This window comes from Herbaspirillum frisingense, assembly GCF_047325095.1.
Taxonomy (GTDB): Bacteria; Pseudomonadota; Gammaproteobacteria; order Burkholderiales; family Burkholderiaceae_D; genus Herbaspirillum; species Herbaspirillum frisingense.
This window is the reverse complement of sequence record NZ_CP168558.1, coordinates 1,452,025-1,471,049: the sequence shown is the minus strand read 5'-3', so window position 1 is coordinate 1,471,049 and position 19,025 is coordinate 1,452,025. Positions and strand designations below refer to the sequence as shown.

18 protein-coding genes are annotated in these 19,025 nt (G+C 63.8%); 5 read left to right on the top strand and 13 right to left on the bottom strand.

The genetic code is table 11. The features are described 5' to 3' along the window. Positions 1-15 precede the first annotated feature (15 nt). The 3 genes from ACEOAC_RS06790 to ACEOAC_RS06780 all read right to left on the bottom strand — a co-directional run bounded on the left by ACEOAC_RS06790 (position 16) and on the right by ACEOAC_RS06780 (position 2,162). Positions 16-174, bottom strand: a complete 159-nt coding sequence (locus ACEOAC_RS06790; RefSeq protein WP_166758255.1) for a hypothetical protein — start codon at positions 172-174, stop codon at positions 16-18. Positions 175-410: 236 nt separating this feature from the next. Further along, positions 411-533, bottom strand: a complete 123-nt coding sequence (locus ACEOAC_RS06785) for a hypothetical protein (RefSeq protein ID WP_255411918.1) — start codon at positions 531-533, stop codon at positions 411-413. 246 nt (positions 534-779) lie between these two features. After that, entirely contained in the window at positions 780-2,162 is a 1,383-nt protein-coding gene (locus tag ACEOAC_RS06780; RefSeq protein WP_413443542.1) for an iron-containing redox enzyme family protein, read from the bottom strand. A gap of 259 nt (positions 2,163-2,421) precedes the next feature. Here ACEOAC_RS06780 and ACEOAC_RS06775 point away from each other — a divergent pair, with 259 nt between their 5' ends. Beyond that, positions 2,422-2,670: a DUF3297 family protein gene (locus ACEOAC_RS06775; RefSeq protein ID WP_006464690.1), complete on the top strand. Its 249-nt coding sequence runs from the start codon at positions 2,422-2,424 to the stop codon at positions 2,668-2,670. Positions 2,671-2,849: 179 nt separating this feature from the next. Here ACEOAC_RS06775 and ACEOAC_RS06770 read toward each other — a convergent pair whose 3' ends face one another. From ACEOAC_RS06770 to ACEOAC_RS06760, 3 genes are all read right to left on the bottom strand, one after another. Further along, positions 2,850-3,230, bottom strand: a complete 381-nt coding sequence (locus tag ACEOAC_RS06770) for a helix-turn-helix domain-containing protein (RefSeq protein ID WP_413443541.1) — start codon at positions 3,228-3,230, stop codon at positions 2,850-2,852. Between the two features lie 4 nt (positions 3,231-3,234). Then, positions 3,235-4,758, bottom strand: a complete 1,524-nt coding sequence (locus ACEOAC_RS06765) for a methyl-accepting chemotaxis protein (protein ID WP_006464688.1) — start codon at positions 4,756-4,758, stop codon at positions 3,235-3,237. Between the two features lie 232 nt (positions 4,759-4,990). Beyond that, positions 4,991-5,800 carry a substrate-binding periplasmic protein gene (locus ACEOAC_RS06760; RefSeq protein WP_413443540.1) on the bottom strand — a complete coding sequence of 270 codons (810 nt, stop codon included), beginning with the start codon at positions 5,798-5,800 and terminating at the stop codon, positions 4,991-4,993. A 631-nt stretch (positions 5,801-6,431) separates the two neighbouring features. Between ACEOAC_RS06760 and ACEOAC_RS06755 the strand changes: the two genes are divergently transcribed. The 3 genes from ACEOAC_RS06755 (at position 6,432) to ACEOAC_RS06745 (ending at position 9,559) form a co-directional block, all read left to right on the top strand. Further along, on the top strand, positions 6,432-6,755 hold the full coding sequence (locus tag ACEOAC_RS06755; protein ID WP_413443539.1) for a hypothetical protein: 324 nt from the start codon (positions 6,432-6,434) through the stop codon (positions 6,753-6,755). Positions 6,756-6,955: 200 nt separating this feature from the next. Then, positions 6,956-7,867: an EamA family transporter RarD gene (gene rarD / locus ACEOAC_RS06750; protein ID WP_241812086.1), complete on the top strand. Its 912-nt coding sequence runs from the start codon at positions 6,956-6,958 to the stop codon at positions 7,865-7,867. 111 nt (positions 7,868-7,978) lie between these two features. Continuing rightward, a complete protein-coding gene (locus tag ACEOAC_RS06745; RefSeq protein WP_413443538.1) occupies positions 7,979-9,559 on the top strand; it encodes a diguanylate cyclase in 1,581 nt (526 codons plus the stop codon). Between the two features lie 25 nt (positions 9,560-9,584). On the opposite strand, the gene ACEOAC_RS06740 is transcribed toward ACEOAC_RS06745, so the two are convergent. Together ACEOAC_RS06740 and pepN are read right to left on the bottom strand one after the other, a co-directional pair. After that, positions 9,585-10,586, bottom strand: coding sequence for a class 1 fructose-bisphosphatase (locus tag ACEOAC_RS06740; protein WP_006464683.1), 1,002 nt, complete (start codon positions 10,584-10,586; stop codon positions 9,585-9,587). A 77-nt stretch (positions 10,587-10,663) separates the two neighbouring features. After that, positions 10,664-13,360, bottom strand: a complete 2,697-nt coding sequence (gene pepN / locus ACEOAC_RS06735) for an aminopeptidase N (protein WP_413443537.1) — start codon at positions 13,358-13,360, stop codon at positions 10,664-10,666. 420 nt (positions 13,361-13,780) lie between these two features. Between pepN and ACEOAC_RS06730 the strand changes: the two genes are divergently transcribed. After that, a complete protein-coding gene (locus ACEOAC_RS06730; protein ID WP_413443536.1) occupies positions 13,781-14,434 on the top strand; it encodes a DUF4136 domain-containing protein in 654 nt (217 codons plus the stop codon). Here the strand turns inward: ACEOAC_RS06730 and ACEOAC_RS06725 are convergent. The 5 genes from ACEOAC_RS06725 to ACEOAC_RS06705 form a co-directional block, all read right to left on the bottom strand. Beyond that, complete coding sequence (locus tag ACEOAC_RS06725; RefSeq protein WP_413443535.1) at positions 14,431-15,369, bottom strand: DMT family transporter; 939 nt, start codon at positions 15,367-15,369, stop codon at positions 14,431-14,433. The genes ACEOAC_RS06730 and ACEOAC_RS06725 overlap by 4 nt on opposite strands. A 90-nt stretch (positions 15,370-15,459) precedes the next feature. Further along, on the bottom strand, positions 15,460-16,692 hold the full coding sequence (locus ACEOAC_RS06720; protein WP_241812090.1) for an ABC transporter substrate-binding protein: 1,233 nt from the start codon (positions 16,690-16,692) through the stop codon (positions 15,460-15,462). 167 nt (positions 16,693-16,859) lie between these two features. Continuing rightward, positions 16,860-17,030, bottom strand: a complete 171-nt coding sequence (locus ACEOAC_RS06715; RefSeq protein WP_166758259.1) for a hypothetical protein — start codon at positions 17,028-17,030, stop codon at positions 16,860-16,862. A 28-nt stretch (positions 17,031-17,058) separates the two neighbouring features. Continuing rightward, positions 17,059-18,033 carry a quinone oxidoreductase family protein gene (locus ACEOAC_RS06710; protein ID WP_413443534.1) on the bottom strand — a complete coding sequence of 325 codons (975 nt, stop codon included), beginning with the start codon at positions 18,031-18,033 and terminating at the stop codon, positions 17,059-17,061. A gap of 70 nt (positions 18,034-18,103) precedes the next feature. Next, the gene (locus ACEOAC_RS06705; protein WP_006464676.1) at positions 18,104-19,018 is read right to left on the bottom strand and encodes a DMT family transporter; all 915 of its coding nucleotides are present in this window, start codon (positions 19,016-19,018) and stop codon (positions 18,104-18,106) included. Between the last annotated feature and the right edge of the window lie 7 nt (positions 19,019-19,025).

Here is a 19,025-nt window from a genome sequence, read left to right as displayed (position 1 = left end):
GCGCCACCCATTGCCTCAGCTGAAGAGCCGGCCGATCAGGCGTCCGCCGACGTGCAGGATCATGGGCAGCGGCGACTCGTAGTCCATGGCACCGGTGAAGATGCTGTCGGCGCGGGCAGCGGTGGCAACCAGGGTCAGGATCAGGCCGGTGAAGAGGGTGCTGAAGATGCGCATGATGTTCTCCAATTCAATGTCAATGTGGTGACGGGTCGTCAATGTGGGGCTTTGCTGCCGATATGCATCCGGGCTTGCGTTTGCGTTTCGGCATGGGTGTATCTTGAGGCGACGCAGTTACACATCGATGTCAGGAGTTCACGCGATTGTTTCAATTGACATCAGGCGGGGGAGATCCGGCCAGGCAAGAAAAAACCGGCCTCTCGGGCCGGTCTTTTCTGGGCGTATTGGAATGCTTACGCTGCCTTCTTGGCTTCCAGCGTGGCTTCTTCCAGCGCCATCAGTGCTTCAATGGCGGCAATGAGCATGCCGATGCGGTGGCGACGATAGACCAGGCGTTTTCTGGAACGGATGTTCATGATTTCTCCTACGACCGGCGCGGGGCCGATCCAATGACAGATGTGGGGTAGGCCGCGACTTGCGGCGCGGCGATCAGGCATGGTCCGCTGTGGCCATTGCCGCGCGGGAACGCGGGCAACACTGACTCGAGCGGATCAAGGCCGGCAATTATAGCCGAGCCGGGGCGATGCCCGTCCGTTTCCTTGAGGACGACGCTCCCGCCCGACGGGAATTGCGCCTGCCATCCGTGCTTTCCTGCCACACCGTCATGCCACACACGCTGTCCGATAGAGGGCGCTGAAGCGCCGCGACGCTTCCAGGCCCGGCACGAAGTGATGGCGGCCAGGTGACATCTGCTCCACCAGCGCATCGAGCTGCTGGGTTGAGCCAATGACGGCGCGTGGCCCGCCCTGCGGCGCCATCGGCTCCACCTGGCGCCCGCGTGCCAGCGCGCGATAACTGGGCTGGCGCTTGGCGTCACTCCAGCCTTTTTCTATCCATTCACGGATGGTTTGCTTTTCGTAGTCGTCGAAGACACCGAACATCTGCCCACCCGGCGCATCGATGAGTCGCCAGAAGCGGCTTTCCTCTGCCGGCGCCGCCCGGATTATCCATCTGGCCTTGGTCAATTCCTCCAGGAAACGTGCCATCCCGTCTGGCTGTTCCAGCCATTGGTTGACGGTCTTGCCACCGATGCGGCAGTAATCGGAATGCATCATCCGGCCGAACTGCGCCTTGTCCTGCATCACGCTCACCACCTCCTGCTCAAGGTCGAAGGAATTGATCACATCCATCGTGCTCAGGCCCAGGTCGTTGAGCAGGTAGCCCCGCCGCACGCCCTGCATGAACTGTTGCGGATCGGCTGCCTGTGTTGCCGCCTGGGCCACGGCGTCCGCGGCCTTGCGTGCATGTCCGCTGGCAGCGTTGTCGATGGTGATGTGCAGGGTGAAATAGTAGGGATCGATCCCCAGTTCGTTGAGCTCGTAGGCGGTAATGAGCAGATGCAGGGGCAACTGTTCATAGCCCAGGTTGAAGCCGAACATTTCCGCTTCATATTGCCCGCCGTGGTAGGCCAGCGCCAGCTGGAGCGCGCCCTGCACGTAATGAGGCTCGGACAGGGGCAGCGCCGGTTCGCCGCCATGGGCGGCCAGCAGGCTGCGGTACAGGCTGACGTGGTTCATGGCAGGGTCGCCATCACCCAGCTCTTCGAGATAGGTCAGGATCAACGGGCGGAACAGCGGGTCGCGCCAGCGTTCCAGGGCGCTGTAGAGCCATGCGCCATCGACCAGCTTGGTCGGGGCCACGCGGCGCAGAAAATTGAGCGCATGTGCCTTGCCGCTGAAAAAGCGACGCGGCGCCCCGGCCTGACGCTGCTGAAGATACGCGGCATAAGCCTGGCCGACATCAGCCGCGCGCCGCTCCATCCACCCGGCCAGCGCGTGGGCATCCTCAGGGAGATCGCAGGGCAGCGCTTCGGCGGCCCGCAATTGCTGCTCCAGATATAGACGGGCCGACGCCAGCGCGTCTGCATCGGGAGCGGGCGCCAGCAGCTTGCCATGCAGCAGGCTGGGCACAAGCTCATCGGCCTGTGGACGGTAGGCCCGGGCGGCCGATTCGGCGGCCTGCATTTCCTCGACAGTAGATCGCATACATCCTCGCGCAAGATCAGAGGTCTCAAGGATGCGATGCCAGCGGCGGCCGCGCTATCGGCGAGCGGCCAGCCTTGCTGTCGGAAAATGCCCTGTGGATAGTAGGACGACGTCACGCCTGCGCAGCGAGCTCCGTCAGTGGGAAGGAAGACCTGGGACTGGAAGGTGCAAGAACAAGGCTTGGCACGACGGCAATACAGGCCTGCTTGCGGATATGAAATAATTGTCTTGCCCGTTTTTATATCCGATAATCGCGCCCATGAACGATACCGCACAACGCCCCGCCCTCCCCGACCGCCTCAGCGTCGATCCCCGCAGCCCGCATTATGATGCCGCCATCTTCGAGCATGACATCGGCATCAAGCTCAACGACAAGGAATTGAACAACGTCAGCGAATATTGCATCAGCGAAGGCTGGGTCAAGATTCCCGCCGGCCGCGCACTGGATCGCAAGGGCAATCCGATGATGTCCAAGCTCAAGGGGCGGGTCGAACCCTTCTATCGTTGAGATCGTTGATATTGCCGATCACAGCCATTCCAGCTCAACAACACAAAGGCCCGCAACGCAACTGCGGGCCTTTTTGCTGGCTAGGCGAACCGCAAGATTAATCTCTGCTACAGATGAATCAATGCCCGCGCATCGATTCCGTCGATTTGTCAATCTGGCGATCCGGGAAACAGGCGACGTCATGTCACCGGCCGCTGGCGCCACTCCTGCACCGTCGTTCCCGTGATGCGCTTGAACTGGCGCAGGAAATGGCTCTGGTCATGAAAACCCACGGCGATGGCCACATCCACCACCGTGCGACCCGGCTCCGCCAGCAACACCTGCGCGCGCAGCAATCGCTGGCGCATCATCCACTGGCAAAGTGTGTAGCCGGTGCTGGCCTTGAAGACCCGGCTGAAGCAACTGGATGAAAGATGGCACATCGCCGCCAGGGTGGACACGGTGATATTGCGCTGCAGGTTGGCATCGATATAGTCCAGCACCTGCTGCACCTGCTCGGGTGAAAGCTGGCGATAGGCCGGTGCGCCGGAGCTGCCAGAGGCGAGAGGACGGGAACCCACCGACTCAACCCGGCAGACGGAACACCGTCACCAGTTGCGCCAGCTGGGCCGCCTGGTCCTGCATGGAGGCCGCCGCAGCTGCGGCCTCCTCCACCAGCGCGGCATTCTGTTGGGTCACCTGGTCCATCTGCGTGATGGCGCGGTTGACTTCCTCGATGCCGGCACTCTGCTCGCGGCTGGCGGCACTGATCTCGGCCACCACGTCGGCCACATGACGCACGCTGGTGACGATTTCCTGCATGGTGCGGCCGGCCTGCTCGACCAGATGCGAACCGTTGTCCACCTTGCCGACCGAATCCTCGATCAGGCCCTTGATTTCCTTGGCGGCCTGGGCGCTGCGCTGGGCCAGGTTGCGCACTTCCGATGCCACCACCGCAAACCCGCGCCCCTGCTCGCCGGCCCGTGCCGCTTCCACCGCGGCGTTCAGGGCCAGGATGTTGGTCTGGAAGGCAATGCCGTCGATCACGCCGATGATGTCGGCAATCTTGGTGGAGGCGCTGTTGATGTCGGCCATGGTGCCGACCACCTGCTCGATCACCTTCCCGCCATCGGCCGCAACACCGGAGGCAGTGATGGCCAGCTGGTTGGCCTGGCTGGCATTGTCGGCATTCTGGCGCACGATGGAGGTGAGTTCTTCCATCGATGAGGCGGTCTCCTCCAGCGCACTGGCTTGCTGCTCGGTGCGCGACGACAGGTCCAGATTGCCGGCGGCGATTTCGCCGGAAGCGGTGGTGATGGTATCGGTCCCCTGGCGCACGCCCTGGACGATACCCGAGAGGCTGCGCCGCATGGTTTCGATGGAATGCAGCAGGCTGTGGCGGTCGTTGGCCTTCAGCGCCACGGCGGTGGACAGGTCCCCTTGCGCGATCTGTTCCACGATCTCCACCGCCCGTGCCGGCTCGCCGCCCAGTTGGCGCAGGATGGAGCGCAGGATGAAGGCGGCCATGGTGGCAATGGCACCCATCAGTACCGCCCCCAGCAACAGCAGGACCAGGGCATTGCGATAGAAGGCCTGGTTGATGTCATCGATGTAGGCGCCGAAGCCGATGGTCCAGTCCCACGGCGCGAAGCGGGTCACCGCATACAGCTTCTGCACCTTCTCGGTGGTATTGGGACGCGTGCCTTCGGCGATGAGCAGGCCGATTTCCTTACCCTGCAGGGCGGCGCGGTAGCGGTCGCCATCTTCCTTGGCGGTCTTGTCCTGGATGCCCACCCGCTTGGGATTGGGGTGCACGTAGTTGAAGTCGTCGCTGTAGCCACGTACGAAGTAGTAGTTCTGCTCCTTGGCAAAACTGCCGATGACCATCTTGGCCTGCGCCTGGGCCTGCTCGCGGGTCAGCTTGCCGGCCTGCTCCTGGGCCTGCGCCTTTTCGGCCGCAGCCTTGGCCAGGGTCACCAGCAAGGACAGCTGTGCCTCGCGTTCTTCCATCATGGTGCGCCTGAGCGTGGTCAGCGAGACCGCGGCGATCACCAGGATGCCGATCAGGGTGGTGGCACACAGCCAGATGATTTTGGTACGCAGCTTCAAGGGCCTCTCCGTCTCTTGGATTCATGAACAAATGACAAGCCCGCACTGCCTCGTTCTGTGGCGAGGCTTGCGTGTGAGCATTGATGTGGATGTGGACGCTTCCGCGCCCTGCCGGGGACGGCAGCGTCCGCGCTGATGACAATGTAACCCGGCAGCAACGGTGGCCTTGGGCGGAACAAAGCCGCTTTCCGGCTTCAAACCGGGATTTCCCGCGCCGGCACCGGGTGCTGGTCTATCGCGGCCGTGGTGGCTCGTCCTGATTGGCCGGATCGATGCGCAAGTCAGTCTCGAAGCTCTGCAGGACGGCGCGCAATTCGCCGCGCTTTTGCATTGCCTCCAGTTGCGCGTTGATGCGTGGCAGGTATTTCACGCAGGGGCTGGCCTTGCTCATGGCGATGTAATTGTCGGTCTCGCTGACGAAGGGGCGCAGCGGCATGAAGTTCTCGGACTGGCCGGTCTGGTTCAGGTAGATCATGCCGCTGTAGTAACCGGTGATGAGATAGTCGATACGGCCCGAATCGAGCTTGCTGAAATTCATGTAGACCTTCTGCGCGGTCTCGATGATGAGGTTGTCGCGCATGAATTCGTCGAAGCCGCCACCGAACTGGTTGCCTAGCGTAATGGCCCCGCGCTTGCCGATCAGGTCCTTCCAGCCGCTGAAGGGGAAGCGATTGTTGCGTGCCACGAACACGGCGATCGGGTTGCGGAACAGCGGCACCGAGGCATAGGCCAAGTATTGCTGACGTTCGGGCGTGTTCTTGAGGGAAGAGACCAAGGCGACTTCACCGCTCTCGGCCTCCCTGAGGACGCGGTGAAAAGGCCCGACATAGCGGACCTCATAGGGAATGTTCAGCGCACTGAGTGCGCGGGTGGCGATCTCGATGCTGGCGCCGGTCAGGCGCTTGCCGTCGTACCAATGCAAAGGTGCGTAATCCGAATCGGCAGAGATGACGACCTTCGTGCATTCAGCGGCCTGCAACGATAGTGGCAGGACCGTGAAGGCCATGGTCGCCAGCAGCATCGCTGGCAGGAATTTATGCATGCTGTCCCCCTTCCTTGCATCATCATGACGTCCCCCGTAGTGGCGTCATTGGCTGGTGTGATCAGGTCAGCATAACCCGATTGCAGCAGGCGTCGGCATGAATTTGATCAAGGAAGTCAGTACGGCGATGATTTTGCGACAGCTGTCTTCGCCGCCCGACGGAGGCTTGCAGACCCATCAGGGCGCACCAGATCCGGGCATGGATACGTTTTGTAACGAATCGTCCCGGTCCTGTCAGCCTGTGCGCTGACATTCATTCCGGCTTCCTCTGTTCATTGCACGCGCGGCACCAGGGCGCCAGGCTCCGCTACCCAGCAAGGATTGCGCTTGATGAGCTTCAGGAGTCGCGCTTTCCTGCCGGCTTTTTCCCTTGACCGACATGCGCATCCTGACCCGCCGCGACTGTCGGACACGCGAGAAACGTCTGACAACAACATGCTGGGCTTTCCGACTGTTGGCGCGGCCACAGCTTCCTATGATGAAGCCAAGTTTTCCACAAACGCCAACGGCCTCGGGGAAAACGATTCTTCCAGACTGCCTGCCCGTGCAACCTGGCATCGCCTGGCGCAACACTGCAACACTTGCCCATGGGCAGCAAGCAATGATCAATCAAGGATAAAGGAGAACAGCCATGACCAAGACCTTCCTCACCGCCGCCGTGCTGGCCGCCGCCACTTTCGCCACTGGCGCCTACGCCCAATCCTATGACCAGGGTGGCAACGGCGTGCAGGGTACGCAGCAGCAATACGATGTGTCGCCATCGTCCTCGTCCTCTTCGTCGCCGCAGTACTACAACTACCAGGGTCAACCAACCGGCTCGCCGGCTGGCATGCAGGAAAGCGGCCAGAACGGCCAGTATGTGGATCCCAAGGGGTATGAGGTCCCCAATGGTCGTCCCAACAACTATGCCCGCGAACTGAAGGACGGCCCCATGGGCACCTCGCCGGGCGCCTGATTGCTGAATGAGGCCTGATTGCTGACTGAGCAAAGCCTGAACGTCTTCGGTTAGCCAAGGCTATACCGGCGACCACCGCACCATCGCCCCGGCCTCGGCCGGGGCTTTTCATTGTGAGACCCGCGCAGCGCCACGGCATGCCGTAGAATCGCGCTTTTGCCGGCGCCTTTCCCTGGCGCGGGCCGTCCTCTGGTCTTGCAATGAATCCTCAAGAAATCGGCCGTGGCATCGGCTTGTCCGTGCTGGCGTCCGCGCTGTTCGCCTTCCTCTCCGGTTATACCCGCCTGCTGGCCCCGCTGGACGGCACCGACATCTTTGCCTGGCGCATCCTCGGCACCCTCTTGACCGTGATCGGCCTGCTGGCCTGGCGCGGCGAGCTGCCGCGGCTGCGGGCGGCCGTGGCGCAGTTGCTGGGGCGTCCCGGCACCTGTCTGGTGACACTGGCGATGGCGGCCTTGCTGGCCCTGCAGCAATGGCTGTTCCTGTGGGCGTCGGTGAACGGGCGGGCGCTGGAGGTCTCGCTCGGCTACTTCCTGCTACCGCTGTCGATGGTGTTGGTGGGACGCTTCTACTACGGCGAGAAGATGAACCTGCTGCAGCGCCTGGCGGTGCTATGTGCATGCATCGGCGTTGCGCACGAACTGTGGATGACGCGTGCCTTTTCCTGGCCGACGTTGGCCGTGGCGCTCGGCTATCCGCCCTACTTCATCCTGCGTCGGCGCATCAGGCTGGACTCCCTGCTGATCTTTGCGGTGGAGCTGATGGTGCTGGCGCTGCCGTCCCTGGTCGCCGTGCTCATGAGCGCCTCTCTGGCGGCCACCGTGCGGACCCCGTCCATGTGGCTGCTGATCCCGGGGCTGGGCGTGATCAGCATGATCGCCCTGACCAGCTACCTGCGCGCCGGAAAACTGCTGCCGATGGGCCTGTTCGGCATCCTGGGCTATGTGGAACCGGTGCTGCTGGTGCTGGTGGCCATGGCGGTGCTGGGCGAATCGCTGCACCTCTCGCAGCTTGGGACCTATGGCCCGATCTGGCTGTCGGTGCTGCTGACGGCCTTGCACAGCGTGCGGCTGATGCGGCGGCCGGCGCTGCCGTCCCAGCCGTTGAATTGAGGGCGTTTTCGTGGACTGATCGCGACGCGGTGCCGCCCGCCTTCTCCTTATACTGCTCAAAACGGCCTCCCCTGCGCGGGGAAAGTGCCGCCGGGAGGGGAGAGACTTTACATGCGGCCCATATTGGCAAAGGCGGGACGGGTTGCGCGCCATTCGGTGGCGCGCCGGGCGCGACTTTTCGTGATCCTGATCTGCATTGCCATCGCCGCCGGCCATACCTGGCAAAGCCTGAGTGCCCGTCTGGCCCAGGTGGAAAACACCCGCATCTATTCCGGCAATATCGCCAAGGCGCTGGCGCGTCATGCCTATGACGTGTTCCAGGCGACCCATGGCTCCCTGATCAACATCAGCGACCGCATCTACGAAACCGGCGTGGACCCCGCCCACACCCGTGGCATGTCCCCCCTGCTGCGCCAGCTGTCCAAGGAAATGCCGCAGCTGGACGGGCTCTACATCTACGATGCCGCCGGCAATCGCATGGCCAGTTCATCCACACCACGGCCGGCTGATGCCAACAATGCCGACCGCGCCTACTTCATCTACCATCGCGACCACGAGGACAGCGAACCCCACATCAGTGCGACCCTGGTCAGCCGCAGTACCGGCAACTGGATCATACCCATGTCGCGCCGGCTGAACCACCCCGACGGCAGCTTTGCCGGCGTATTGCTGGCGACCCTGCGGGTGGACCACTTCAACGCGCTGTACCAGACGGTGGATATCGGCAAGAGCAGTTCCATCCTGCTGGTGCTGCGTCCGGGCACGGTACTCACGCGCCAGCCCTTCGAGGCCGACTACATTGGCCGCGACATCACGGCAGATACCAGCATCCGTCAGTTGCTCAGCGGCCCGGCCAGTGGTCACGCGGAAATCCTCTCGCCGCTGGACGACACCTATCGCTACCTGTCCTACCAATCGGTGCAGGCATTCCCGCTGGTGGTGACAGTCACCATCGCGCGCGACGAAGCCCTGGCCGACTGGCGCCAGCAAACCATCGTCTATGGGGCGGCCGTGTCGCTGCTGCTGTTGATCATTGCCATGTTCGGCTGGCGCCTGATCGGCCAGATCGAGCTACGCCTGGCCGCCGAGGACCGTGCCCTGCAGGCCATGGGTGAACTGCGCCAGGCCAACAAGCAGCTGGAGTTGCTGGCGCATCAGGATGGCCTGACCACCCTGGCCAACCGGCGCCACCTGGACATGGTGCTGGATGCCGAATTCCGGCGTGCCACGCGCAGCGGCGCGGCCCTGTCGCTGGTGATGATCGATGTCGATTTCTTCAAGCAGTACAACGACCTGTATGGCCACCAGGCCGGCGATGAATGCCTGCGTCGCATCGCCCTGGTCCTGAAGGAGCGCCAGCGGCGCCCGGGGGATCTGGCGGCGCGCTACGGTGGTGAGGAAATGGTCATGCTCCTGCCCGAGACCGATGCCGAGGGCGCCGTGGTGGTGGCCGAGAAGATACGCGCCGGCATCCAGGCGCTGGACCTGGGGCATCGTGGCAATCCGGTAGGCGTGGTGACGGTCAGCGCCGGTGTGTGTGCGCTGGATCTGCTGGAGGGCGCTTCGCGCTCGGTGGAAGAACTGCTGGGGCGGGCCGATGCCGCGCTCTATGAAGCCAAGCGCGGCGGCCGCAATCAGGTACGCATGGCGCAGGCGGGTATGCCTGCGCCGGCCCCCGTATCAGCTGACTGATGCTGGCCGGGGCCAGCATCAGTACTTACTGCTGGTGGTAGGAGGTGACGCGGTCGACTTCGTTCTTGGAACCCAGGAACACCGCTACGCGCTGGTGCAGCTTTTCCGGCTGGATATCCATGATGCGCTGTTGACCATCGGTGGCGGCACCACCGGCCTGTTCGACGATGAAGGCCATCGGGTTGGCTTCGTACATCAGACGCAGCTTGCCCGGCTTGCCGGGTTCGCGGGCGTCGGCCGGGTACATGAAGATGCCGCCGCGATTGAGGATGCGATGCACGTCGGCCACCATGGAGGCGATCCAGCGCATGTTGAAATCCTTGCCGCGCGGACCGGTGGTGCCGGCCAGCATTTCATCCACGTAGCGCTTGACCGGCGGGAACCAGTGACGCTCGTTGGAGGCGTTGATGGCGAATTCCTTGGTGTCTTCAGGAATACGGATGTCCTTCTGGGTCAGCACCCAGGCGCCCATTTCACGGTCCAGCGTGAAGCAGTGCACGCCGTCGCCGGTGGTCAGTACCAGCACGGTCTGCGGGCCATACACGGCGTAGCCGGCAGCGACCTGTTTGGTGCCGGGCTGCATGAAGTCCTGCTCGCTCGGCTCGGTCATGCCGTCGGGTGCCTTCAGCACGGAGAAGATGGTGCCGATGGAGACGTTGACGTCGATGTTGGAGGAGCCGTCCAGCGGATCGAACATCAACAGGTATTCGCCCTTTGGGTAGCGGTTGGGGATGCGGTGGATGGTCTCCATTTCCTCGGAGGCCATGGCTGCCAGGTGACCGCCCCACTCATTGGCTTCCAGCAGGATTTCATTGGAAATCACATCCAGCTTCTTCTGCACTTCGCCTTGCACGTTTTCGCTGCCGGCGCTGCCCAGCACTTCGCCCAGCGCACCCTTGCCGACGGCATGCGAGATCGACTTGCAGGCGCGACCGACGACTTCGATCAACAGGCGCAGTTCGGACGGAATCTTGTTGTGCAGGCGCTGCTGCTCGATCAGGTGTTGCGTGAGGCTGATGCGTTTCATGATGGTCTTCCTTGTGGGTGGTTTTATGATTTATGAATGAGGGAAATAAAAGATCGTCGAATCATCTTTTCCGGTGATCAATCGGCCAGCGCCTTGGTGATGACTTCGGCCACGTCGCGCGACAGCTTCGGCGTGCCTGCCACCTGCTGCAGGGCCAGACGCATCTTTTCCTGCAGCGCCGGGGTGTACTTGCGCCAGCGGTCCAGGCTGCGCGCCAGGCGCGCTGCGACCTGCGGATTGCTGCCATTGAGGGCGATGACCTGCTCGGCCCAGAAGGCATAGCCGTTGCCATCCAGTGCATGGAAGGCGGACGGATTGCCGTTGCAGAAGCTGAAGATCAGGCTGCGGGCGCGATTGGGGTTCTTCAGGGTGAAGGCCGGGTGTTCGGTCAGGGTGCGCACGGTGTTGACGTCGGCATTGCGGGCCGTGGCCTGCAGCGTGAACCACTTGTCGATGACCAAGGCTTCCTGCTCGAACTCGGTATAGAAGCGCTGCAGTGCCTCGCTCTTGCCGGGTGCAGCGCTGTTGAGGATGGCCGACAGCGCGGCCAGGCGGTCGGTCATGTTGTTGGCATCCTCGTCCTGTTGGCGGGCCAGGGCCATGGCCTCTTCGTCATCCAGTTCGGCCAGGTAGGACAGGGCCACGTTCTTGAGTGCACGACGGCCGGCAGAGGCGGCATCCGGGCTGTAGGCACCCGGCGTCTGGTGGCGGCGGTAGACGGCCAGCAGCTCGTCGCGCAGTTCGCGCGCCAGCGAGCGGCGCAGGAACTGGCGCGCCACGTGGATGGCGTGCGGGTCGATGACTTCCATCTGCTCGGCGATCATGGTCTCCGACGGCAGGGTCAGTACCAGTTCGCGGAAGGCCGGGTCCAGCGATTCGTCCTGCAGGGTGGCGCGCAGGGCATCGGCCAGGGCGCCATCATGTTGCAGGTTGTTGAGCACGGTGTCGACCGCCACCACATGACCGGACTGGCGTGCCGCCTGCACGGCCACGGTGAGGTTCAGCAGGCGCCGGGTAGCCAGGCGCTGGCCGGCTTCCCAGCGGTTGAAGGCGTCGCTGTCGTGGGCCATCAGGAAGGCCAGCTCGGCATCACTATAGTCGAACTGCAGCACCACCGGTGCGGAGAAGCCGCGCAGCAGCGAAGGCACCGGCTTCTGGTCGACATTGATGAAGCGGAAGCTTTGCTTGGCCTTGGTCAGTTCCAGTACGCGGGTGGTGGCACCGGCTTTCTTTTCCCCCTCCAGGGTCAGTGCCAGGTCGCGGCCCTGGGCGTCCAGCAGGCCGACGGCCACGGGGATGTGGAAGGGCTGTTTCTTCTTCTGGCCGGGCGTGGCCGGGCAGCTTTGCTCCAGGGTCAGTGTCAGGGTCTTGCGCTTGGCATCGTAGTCGGCGGCGGCTTGCAGCAGCGGCGTGCCGGCCTGGCTGTACCAGCGCTCGAACTGGGAAAGGTCGCGGCCATTGGCGTCGGCCATGGCGGCGCGGAAATCGTCGCAGGTGACGGCCTGGCCGTCGTGCCGTTCGAAGTACAGGTCCATGCCCTTGCGGAAGCCCTCGCGGCCCAGCAGGGTCTGGTACATGCGCACCACTTCGGCGCCCTTTTCATAGACGGTGACGGTGTAGAAATTGTTGATTTCCACGTAGGAGTCGGGGCGCACCGGATGCGCCATGGGGCCGGCGTCTTCCGGGAACTGCGCCTGGCGCAGCACGCGCACGTCGTCGATGCGCTTGACGGCGCGGCCGCTGTCGCTGCCGATCATGTCGGCCGAGAATTCCTGGTCACGGAAGACGGTCAGGCCTTCCTTCAGCGAGAGCTGGAACCAGTCTCGGCAGGTGACGCGGTTGCCGGTCCAGTTGTGGAAGTATTCGTGGCCGACCACCGCTTCGATGTTGGCGAAATCCACATCGGTGGCAATGCGCGGGTTGGCCAGCACGAACTTGGTGTTGAAGATGTTCAAGCCCTTGTTTTCCATGGCGCCCATGTTGAAGTCGCCCACCGCGACGATCATGAAGCGCTCCAGGTCCAGGTCCAGGCCGAAGCGTTCGACGTCCCAGTCGATGCTGTTCTTGAGCGAATCCATGGCGTGCTGGGTCTTGTCCAGGTTGCCCTCTTCCACCCACACCTGCAGCAGCGCGTCGCGGCCGGAATGCAGGCGGACGGTTTCTTCCTGGCAGACCAGCTGGCCGGCCACCAGGGCGAAGAGATAGGACGGCTTCTTGAACGGGTCTTCCCACTTGGCGTAGTGGCGGCCATCGGGCAGGGCGCCCTCTTCGATCAGGTTGCCGTTGGACAGCAGCACCGGGTAGCGGGCCTTGTCGGCGCGCAGCATGACGGTGAACCGGGCCATCACATCCGGACGGTCAGGGAAATAGGTGATCTTGCGGAAGCCCTCGGCTTCGCACTGGGTGAAGAAATTGCCATTGGACACATACAGGCCCATGAGCGAGGTGTTGCGGTCCGGGTGGATCAGGGTCTCGATTTCCAGTTCCACGCTGGCCGGTGCGGCGGGGATGGTCAGCACGCCGGCGGCAATGCGGAAATCCCCCTTGTCTTGCGAGAGCGTCTTGCCGTTCAGGCGCAGGGCCACCAGTACCAGTTCCTCGCCGAAGAGCACGAGGTCGCGGCCCTTGGCGGCCGGGTTGCGGGTCATCGTGAGACGGGTGGCCACGCGGGTGTCGGCGGGATCGAGGTCGAAGCCCATCTCGACGGTGTCGGCCAGATAGTTGGGAGCGGCGTAGTCTTTACGGTAGATCGTCTGAGGCGTATCGGTGCGCATGGAGGCCTGTCCAGAGTGGAAATGGAGATAATGGAGATGAGGTGAGATGAAGGCGACGACAGTCGCAATCTAAATCAGGTGCAGCAAAAACCCGATTTTACCAATCATCCCGCATCACGCGGATGCTATCGGCCTGAAAACGGGCTGAAAAACCAGCCGGGAATCGGGGACGCGTCCGGTGAAAGACCACCGCCGACCGCCATGGTTCGCCAAGGCAGCACGGCGGCACTACAATAGCGACCGTGGCGCACGCCCCAGGATGGGGCAGCACTGCGCAGGAAGCGGCCGGACGGTGCGCCCGGGATAGAAAGTCCCGGCCCCTTGTCCTACTGCTTCCCGGCGGCCCTGGTCATTGACCTGGCGTCCGCAGAGAGCCTAGCCATCCGCCCGGCGCCTGGCCTTTTCCACTGGAGCATCTTCATGAAACGCTGGCTTTACCCCTTCATCGCGGCGGCGGGTCTGCTGCTGTCCGGTTGCGCCTCGGTGATCGAGAGCAATGTCACCTCCTTCCACGCCTGGTCCCCGGCCGACAACGACAAGGCTTATGCCTTCGCCCCCACCCCGGCACAGGAAAACGACCTGGAATACCAGAACTACGCCGGCCTGATCCGCCAGGAACTGCAGTTCCTGGGCTTTACCGAAGCGGCCCAGCCGAAACAGGCCCAGCTCAACGTCAGCTTCAGCTACGGCATCAATACCGAGCAGGTGGTGGTCAGCCGGCCGGCCTACGATCCCTTCTTCTACGGCCCGGCACCGGGCTGGGGACGCTTCGGGCCACGGCCGTTCGGCTTCTATGGTCCCTACGGTCCATTCTATGATCCGTTCTGGTATGGCGGCCCCATGCAGACCACCAGCTACCCGGTCTTCCTGAGGCGGCTGCAGATCGGCATCAGCAATGTGGCCGACGGCAGGAAACTGTTCGACGTGGTGGTAGACAGCGAAGGCAATCGCGCCGGACTGGCGGCGGCCATGCCCTACATGGTGCGCTCGGCCTTCGAGGACTTCCCCGGCCCGAGTGGCGTGACGCGCCGCATCCGCATCAAGGTGGACAAGGACGGGCAGCCGGTCGACTAGGTTTGCTCTGATGGGGTGGGACGCGACAGCCTCCGCCCCAGTCCCCAGATGCTCAACAGCAGCAGCACGCCGCCGGCCCATTGACTGGCGCCCAGTCGTTCACCCAGCAGCAGCGCGGAGAGCACGACCGCGGTCAGCGGTTCGATCAGGGTGGCCACCGTCAAGGCAGTGGGTGTGAGGCGCGCCGCGCCCCAGCTGAAGACCAGCAGTGCCAGCGCCGCCGTGACTACCCCGAGATAGAGGAACCAGGCTTGCGGAGGAATGCCGGACGGCCACTGCAGGGGACGCGCGAGAGTCGTCAGGCCCATCACCAGCGCGGCCACCACGGTCAGGCAGGTGGCCGCCTGCCCGGCGCCCAGGGCTGATGACAGACGCCCGCTGACCAGCGTGAAGCCGGTATAGAGCAGCGCCGAGGCCACCGAGCACAGCAGGCCGATGATGAGGTCAGCCTGACCGGCCTCCCCCATCCCGCCATGACGGGCGACGATCAGCACGGTGCCGCCCAGGGCGGCGGTCAGGATCACCGCCAGTGACAGGTCCAGCCGCTCCTGCCCGCGCGCCAGCGCGATCAGGGTGGAAAAGCCCGGCGGCAGGCAGAGCGCAATCAAGGTCGGAATCGCCGCGCCGATGCGTTCGATGCCGAGGAACCAGCACAGCACGTAACCGGCCATGGTGGCGCCGGCCAGCACCACCGGCACGAGCAGCGTACGCAAGGTGGGCAGGTGGATGCGGGTGCCGAAGATCAGGCACAGGAAGATCGCGCCGACGGCGAAGCGCCAGAAGGAGATATCGCCCGGGGCGAAGCCGTAGCGGGCGATCAGGATATTGACCACCAGCGCGCCAGTCCCCCACAGGAAGCCTGCCGAGCAGGCGGCGATCAGCGCCACGCCCGAATATGGAGCAGCGGCAAGCGTGGCATAGCGGCTAGCAGTCACGGCAAATCCTTGAGGCGGATGAGAGAAGGCCGGATCGGCCGAAGGCTGCAGTGTAGCGCAAACCCGCCCCGGCCCTGTGGGCTGGGGCGGCTAGTTGATGAAGCGTCCGCCCGCGCCGATGGCGGTCAGGTCGACGAAATCCGAGCCGCTGTGGTCGGTCGGGGTGAAATGCAGGCTGAAGCCACCACCGTCGTAGTTGGCCGGGGCGATGCTCTCCAGCGCCCGGATCAGGCCTTCGCGGGTGAGATCGCGGCCGGCGCGACGCAGACCTTCCACCAGGGCGCGGGCGGCGATATAGCCTTCCAGGCCGGTAAAGTTGCAGTCGATCCCGGGGGTATGGGCCATGGCCTGCTGGTATTCGTAGACGATGCGCAGGCGGGCCTTGTTGGGAAAGGGCACGACCTGGGTGACCTCGGCGCCGACGCCGGCGTTTTTCAGGCGCGCCGACAGGGAGGTGCTACCGACGAAGGAATAGTGCGAGAACCCGCCCAGGTAACCACCAGCGCGCATGCGGTTGATCATGGCCGCCGCTGGCTGGTAGGACACCACCTGGATCACCACGTCGGGCCGCGCCCGGGCCAGCTCGGCAGCCGCCGCAGCCACGGCATCACTGTTGCGTTCGATACCGGCGCTGCCCACCAGCGTGAGGCCGTAGAGCGGCACACGCTGGCGCAGGATATCCAGCAGGCCCTTGCCGAGTTCGTCGTTCTGGTAGAACACCGCCACACGGCGGCGACCGGTGCTCTTCAACTGGCGTAGCAGGAATTCGGTCTCCTGGACGTAGCTGGCACGGATGTGGAAGAGCAGGCGATTGAAGGGCTGGCGCAGCGCAGACGAGCCCGACAGCGGTGCAAACAGGGGAATGCCGGCCTCGCGGATGACCGGCAATGCCGCCAGTACCGTGGGCGTGCCGGAGTAGCCGAACAGGGCGAACACCTTGTCGCGCCAGATCAGTTGCTGGGTATTGGCCAGTGCCCGCTCGGGTTCGTAGCGATCGTCCAGGCTCAGCAGCCTGACGCGACGGCCGTAAACGCCGCCACGCGCATTGACCCGGGCAAAGTAGCTTTGCGCCCCCTCCTGGAAATCCCGTCCAAGCTCGCCGGCCGGACCGGAAAACGGCGCCGACTGGCCGAGGATGATCTCGGTCTCGCTGACCCCGGGAACGCCGTGTGCGCTGGTCCGGGTGATTGCGCTGCCGCTGCTGCCCATATTGCCCGGCGCAGCTGCCACCGCACCTGCGCACAGCAACAGGACCAGGCCCCAGATCCGCCACGGATAACCGGGTGCGCCGCTATAGCGGCCCCGGTGCCATTTCCATCCCATCTCCCACTCCCGTCAAAATGTTCGCCCCTGACGGCGCCGACGCGAATATTCGCGCGGGCGCAGAGGCTGCATTTGACGATCAAGACGGGAAGAAATGCGCTATTGGCGCATTGTTGATGTGATTTATGGATATCTTGCGAGATTCACACCGAAGAATTTCGAGTTCGCTATGAAAAGTAGGCTTCGCTCGCGAAGGTGATGACGACGATCAGCAGTACCGCACAGATCAGCACCGCCAACAGCCGCCCGAACTTGGGCGAGCCGTCGGCGCCGCTCTCCTGCTCGGGCGGATGATCCATGGGATTGCGGCTGCCGGGATCGTGGCGAGGCTGGTCCATGGCGGCTCCTGGTCGGTGAGATGGCGGATCAGGGGATCAGGATGGTGGAGCCGGTGGTCTTGCGCCCCTCCAGGTCGGCATGGGCCTGGGCCACGTCCTTCAAGGCGTAGCGCTGGTTGATCTCGATGCTGATCTTGTTGCTTTGGACCATGTCGAACAGGTCGCCGGCGGTGGCGTCCAGTTCGGCGCGGGTGGAGGTGTAGTTGCCCAGCGAAGGCCGGGTCAGGAACAACGAGCCACGCGAAGCCAGTTCGGACACCCCGAACGGCGCCACCGGACCGGAGGCATTGCCGAAACTGACCATCATGCCGCGTGGACGCAGGCAATCCAGGGAGCCGATGAAAGTGTCCTTGCCGATGGAGTCATACACCACCTGCACGCCACGCCCGCCGGTGATGTCCTTGACGCGTTCGACGAAGTTTTCGGTCTTGTAGTTGATCACATGGGCCGCGCCGTGCTGTTTGGCCAGGGCCGCCTTCTCCTCGCTGCTGACGGTACCGATCAGATTCACGCCCAGCGCACGGGCCCACTGGCAGGCGATCAGGCCGATGCCGCCGGCGGCGGCATGGAACAGGATGGTGTCGCCCGGTTGCAGCGCATAGGTCTGGCGCAGCAGGTATTGCACGGTCATGCCCTGCAGCATCATGGCCGCAGCCGTGTCGAAGCTGATCGCGTCGGGCAGCTTGACCAGGATATCGGCCGGCATCACGCGCTCTTCGGCATAAGCGCCGTTGGGGCGCCCGGCATAGGCCACCCGGTCACCGACCTGGAAGCCGGTCACGCCGGCGCCCAGTTCTTCGATGGTGCCGGCGCCCTCCTGGCCCAGGCCGGCAGGCAACGGTTGCGGATAGAGACCGGAGCGGAAATAGCAATCGATGAAGTTCAGGCCGACGGCGGCGTGGCGGATGCGGACTTCGCCCCGCCCGGGCTGGCCGACTTCGACGTCCACGTATTCCATCACCTCGGGGCCGCCGGTCTTGCTCATGCGGATTGCTTTTGCCATCTGGGTCTCCTTGATTTTCGGTGAGCGGTATGTCTGGAACTTCAGTTCCGGTGGGGCAGTATAGAACGCCTTAGCGCTTCTTGCGCGACAGCAGCCACATGCCGGCCAGCACCAGCGCGGTGCCGACCAGCTGGATGCCGGTGATGGGTTCGTCCAGCAGCGCCGCTCCCATGAAGAGCGTGGATACCGGCCCGACCAGGCCGGCCTGCGCCGCCGTGGGCGCGCCGATGCGGGCCACCGCCACCATGGTCAGGAATACCGGCAATACCGTGCAGAACACCGCATTGAAAAGTGAAAGCTGGTACACCGGGGCTACCTGCGTGAACAGCTCGGCCGGTGCCCGCAGCACGAAGAACTGGATCACGCAGGCCACGCTGGAGACGCACATGGCATAGGCCACCAGTCGCATCGCGCCAACCCGGCGCACCAGTTCGCCGGAGGAAATCAGGTAGATCGAATAGCTGAAGGCCGAGCCCAGTACCAGGGCACTGCCGAGGAGGACATCGCTGCCACCGGTATGCAGGTCGTGCTGCAACACCAGCACGGTACCGAAGTAGGACACCAGCAAGGCCGCCCATTCGATCCACCCGACCTTGCGCTTGAAGAAGAAAAAGGCGATCAGCATCACGAAGGACGGCGTGAGGAACAGGATCAGCCGTTCCAGCCCGGCCGAGATATATTGCAGGCCGAGGAAGTCGAGGAAGCTCGACAGGTAGTAGCCCATCAGCCCCAGCACCACGATGCGCAGGTAGTCGGCCCGCGCCAGCGGCGGCTGGGTGCGGGCCTTCCAGATCGCCACGACGGCGAACATGGGGAAGGAAAAGAGCATGCGCAGCGTGATCACCATGACCGCATCGACCTGGTAGCGGTACATCAGCTTGGCCACGATGGCCTTGGCGGAAAAGAAGATGGCGCCGACGATGGCGAGCAGGAGGCCGCCCAGGAAAACCTGGCGCGGCGTGGAGTGGGAGGTGGCGGCTGTCATGGCCGCG

Bases quoted from the DNA above. Each gene is read 5' to 3' on its own strand.
- ACEOAC_RS06705 (WP_006464676.1), bottom strand. From the start codon at position 19,018: ATGACAGCCGCCACCTCCCACTCCACGCCGCGCCAGGTTTTCCTGGGC.
- ACEOAC_RS06715 (WP_166758259.1), bottom strand. From the start codon at position 17,030: ATGGACCAGCCTCGCCACGATCCCGGCAGCCGCAATCCCATGGATCAT.
- ACEOAC_RS06785 (WP_255411918.1), bottom strand. From the start codon at position 533: ATGAACATCCGTTCCAGAAAACGCCTGGTCTATCGTCGCCACCGCATC.
- ACEOAC_RS06780 (WP_413443542.1), bottom strand. From the start codon at position 2,162: ATGCGATCTACTGTCGAGGAAATGCAGGCCGCCGAATCGGCCGCCCGG.
- ACEOAC_RS06775 (WP_006464690.1), top strand. From the start codon at position 2,422: ATGAACGATACCGCACAACGCCCCGCCCTCCCCGACCGCCTCAGCGTC.
- ACEOAC_RS06790 (WP_166758255.1), bottom strand. From the start codon at position 174: ATGCGCATCTTCAGCACCCTCTTCACCGGCCTGATCCTGACCCTGGTT.
- rarD (WP_241812086.1), top strand. From the start codon at position 6,956: ATGAATCCTCAAGAAATCGGCCGTGGCATCGGCTTGTCCGTGCTGGCG.
- ACEOAC_RS06755 (WP_413443539.1), top strand. From the start codon at position 6,432: ATGACCAAGACCTTCCTCACCGCCGCCGTGCTGGCCGCCGCCACTTTC.
- ACEOAC_RS06740 (WP_006464683.1), bottom strand. From the start codon at position 10,586: ATGAAACGCATCAGCCTCACGCAACACCTGATCGAGCAGCAGCGCCTG.
- ACEOAC_RS06720 (WP_241812090.1), bottom strand. From the start codon at position 16,692: ATGGGATGGAAATGGCACCGGGGCCGCTATAGCGGCGCACCCGGTTAT.
- ACEOAC_RS06760 (WP_413443540.1), bottom strand. From the start codon at position 5,800: ATGCATAAATTCCTGCCAGCGATGCTGCTGGCGACCATGGCCTTCACG.
- ACEOAC_RS06730 (WP_413443536.1), top strand. From the start codon at position 13,781: ATGAAACGCTGGCTTTACCCCTTCATCGCGGCGGCGGGTCTGCTGCTG.
- pepN (WP_413443537.1), bottom strand. From the start codon at position 13,360: ATGCGCACCGATACGCCTCAGACGATCTACCGTAAAGACTACGCCGCT.
- ACEOAC_RS06710 (WP_413443534.1), bottom strand. From the start codon at position 18,033: ATGGCAAAAGCAATCCGCATGAGCAAGACCGGCGGCCCCGAGGTGATG.
- ACEOAC_RS06745 (WP_413443538.1), top strand. From the start codon at position 7,979: ATGCGGCCCATATTGGCAAAGGCGGGACGGGTTGCGCGCCATTCGGTG.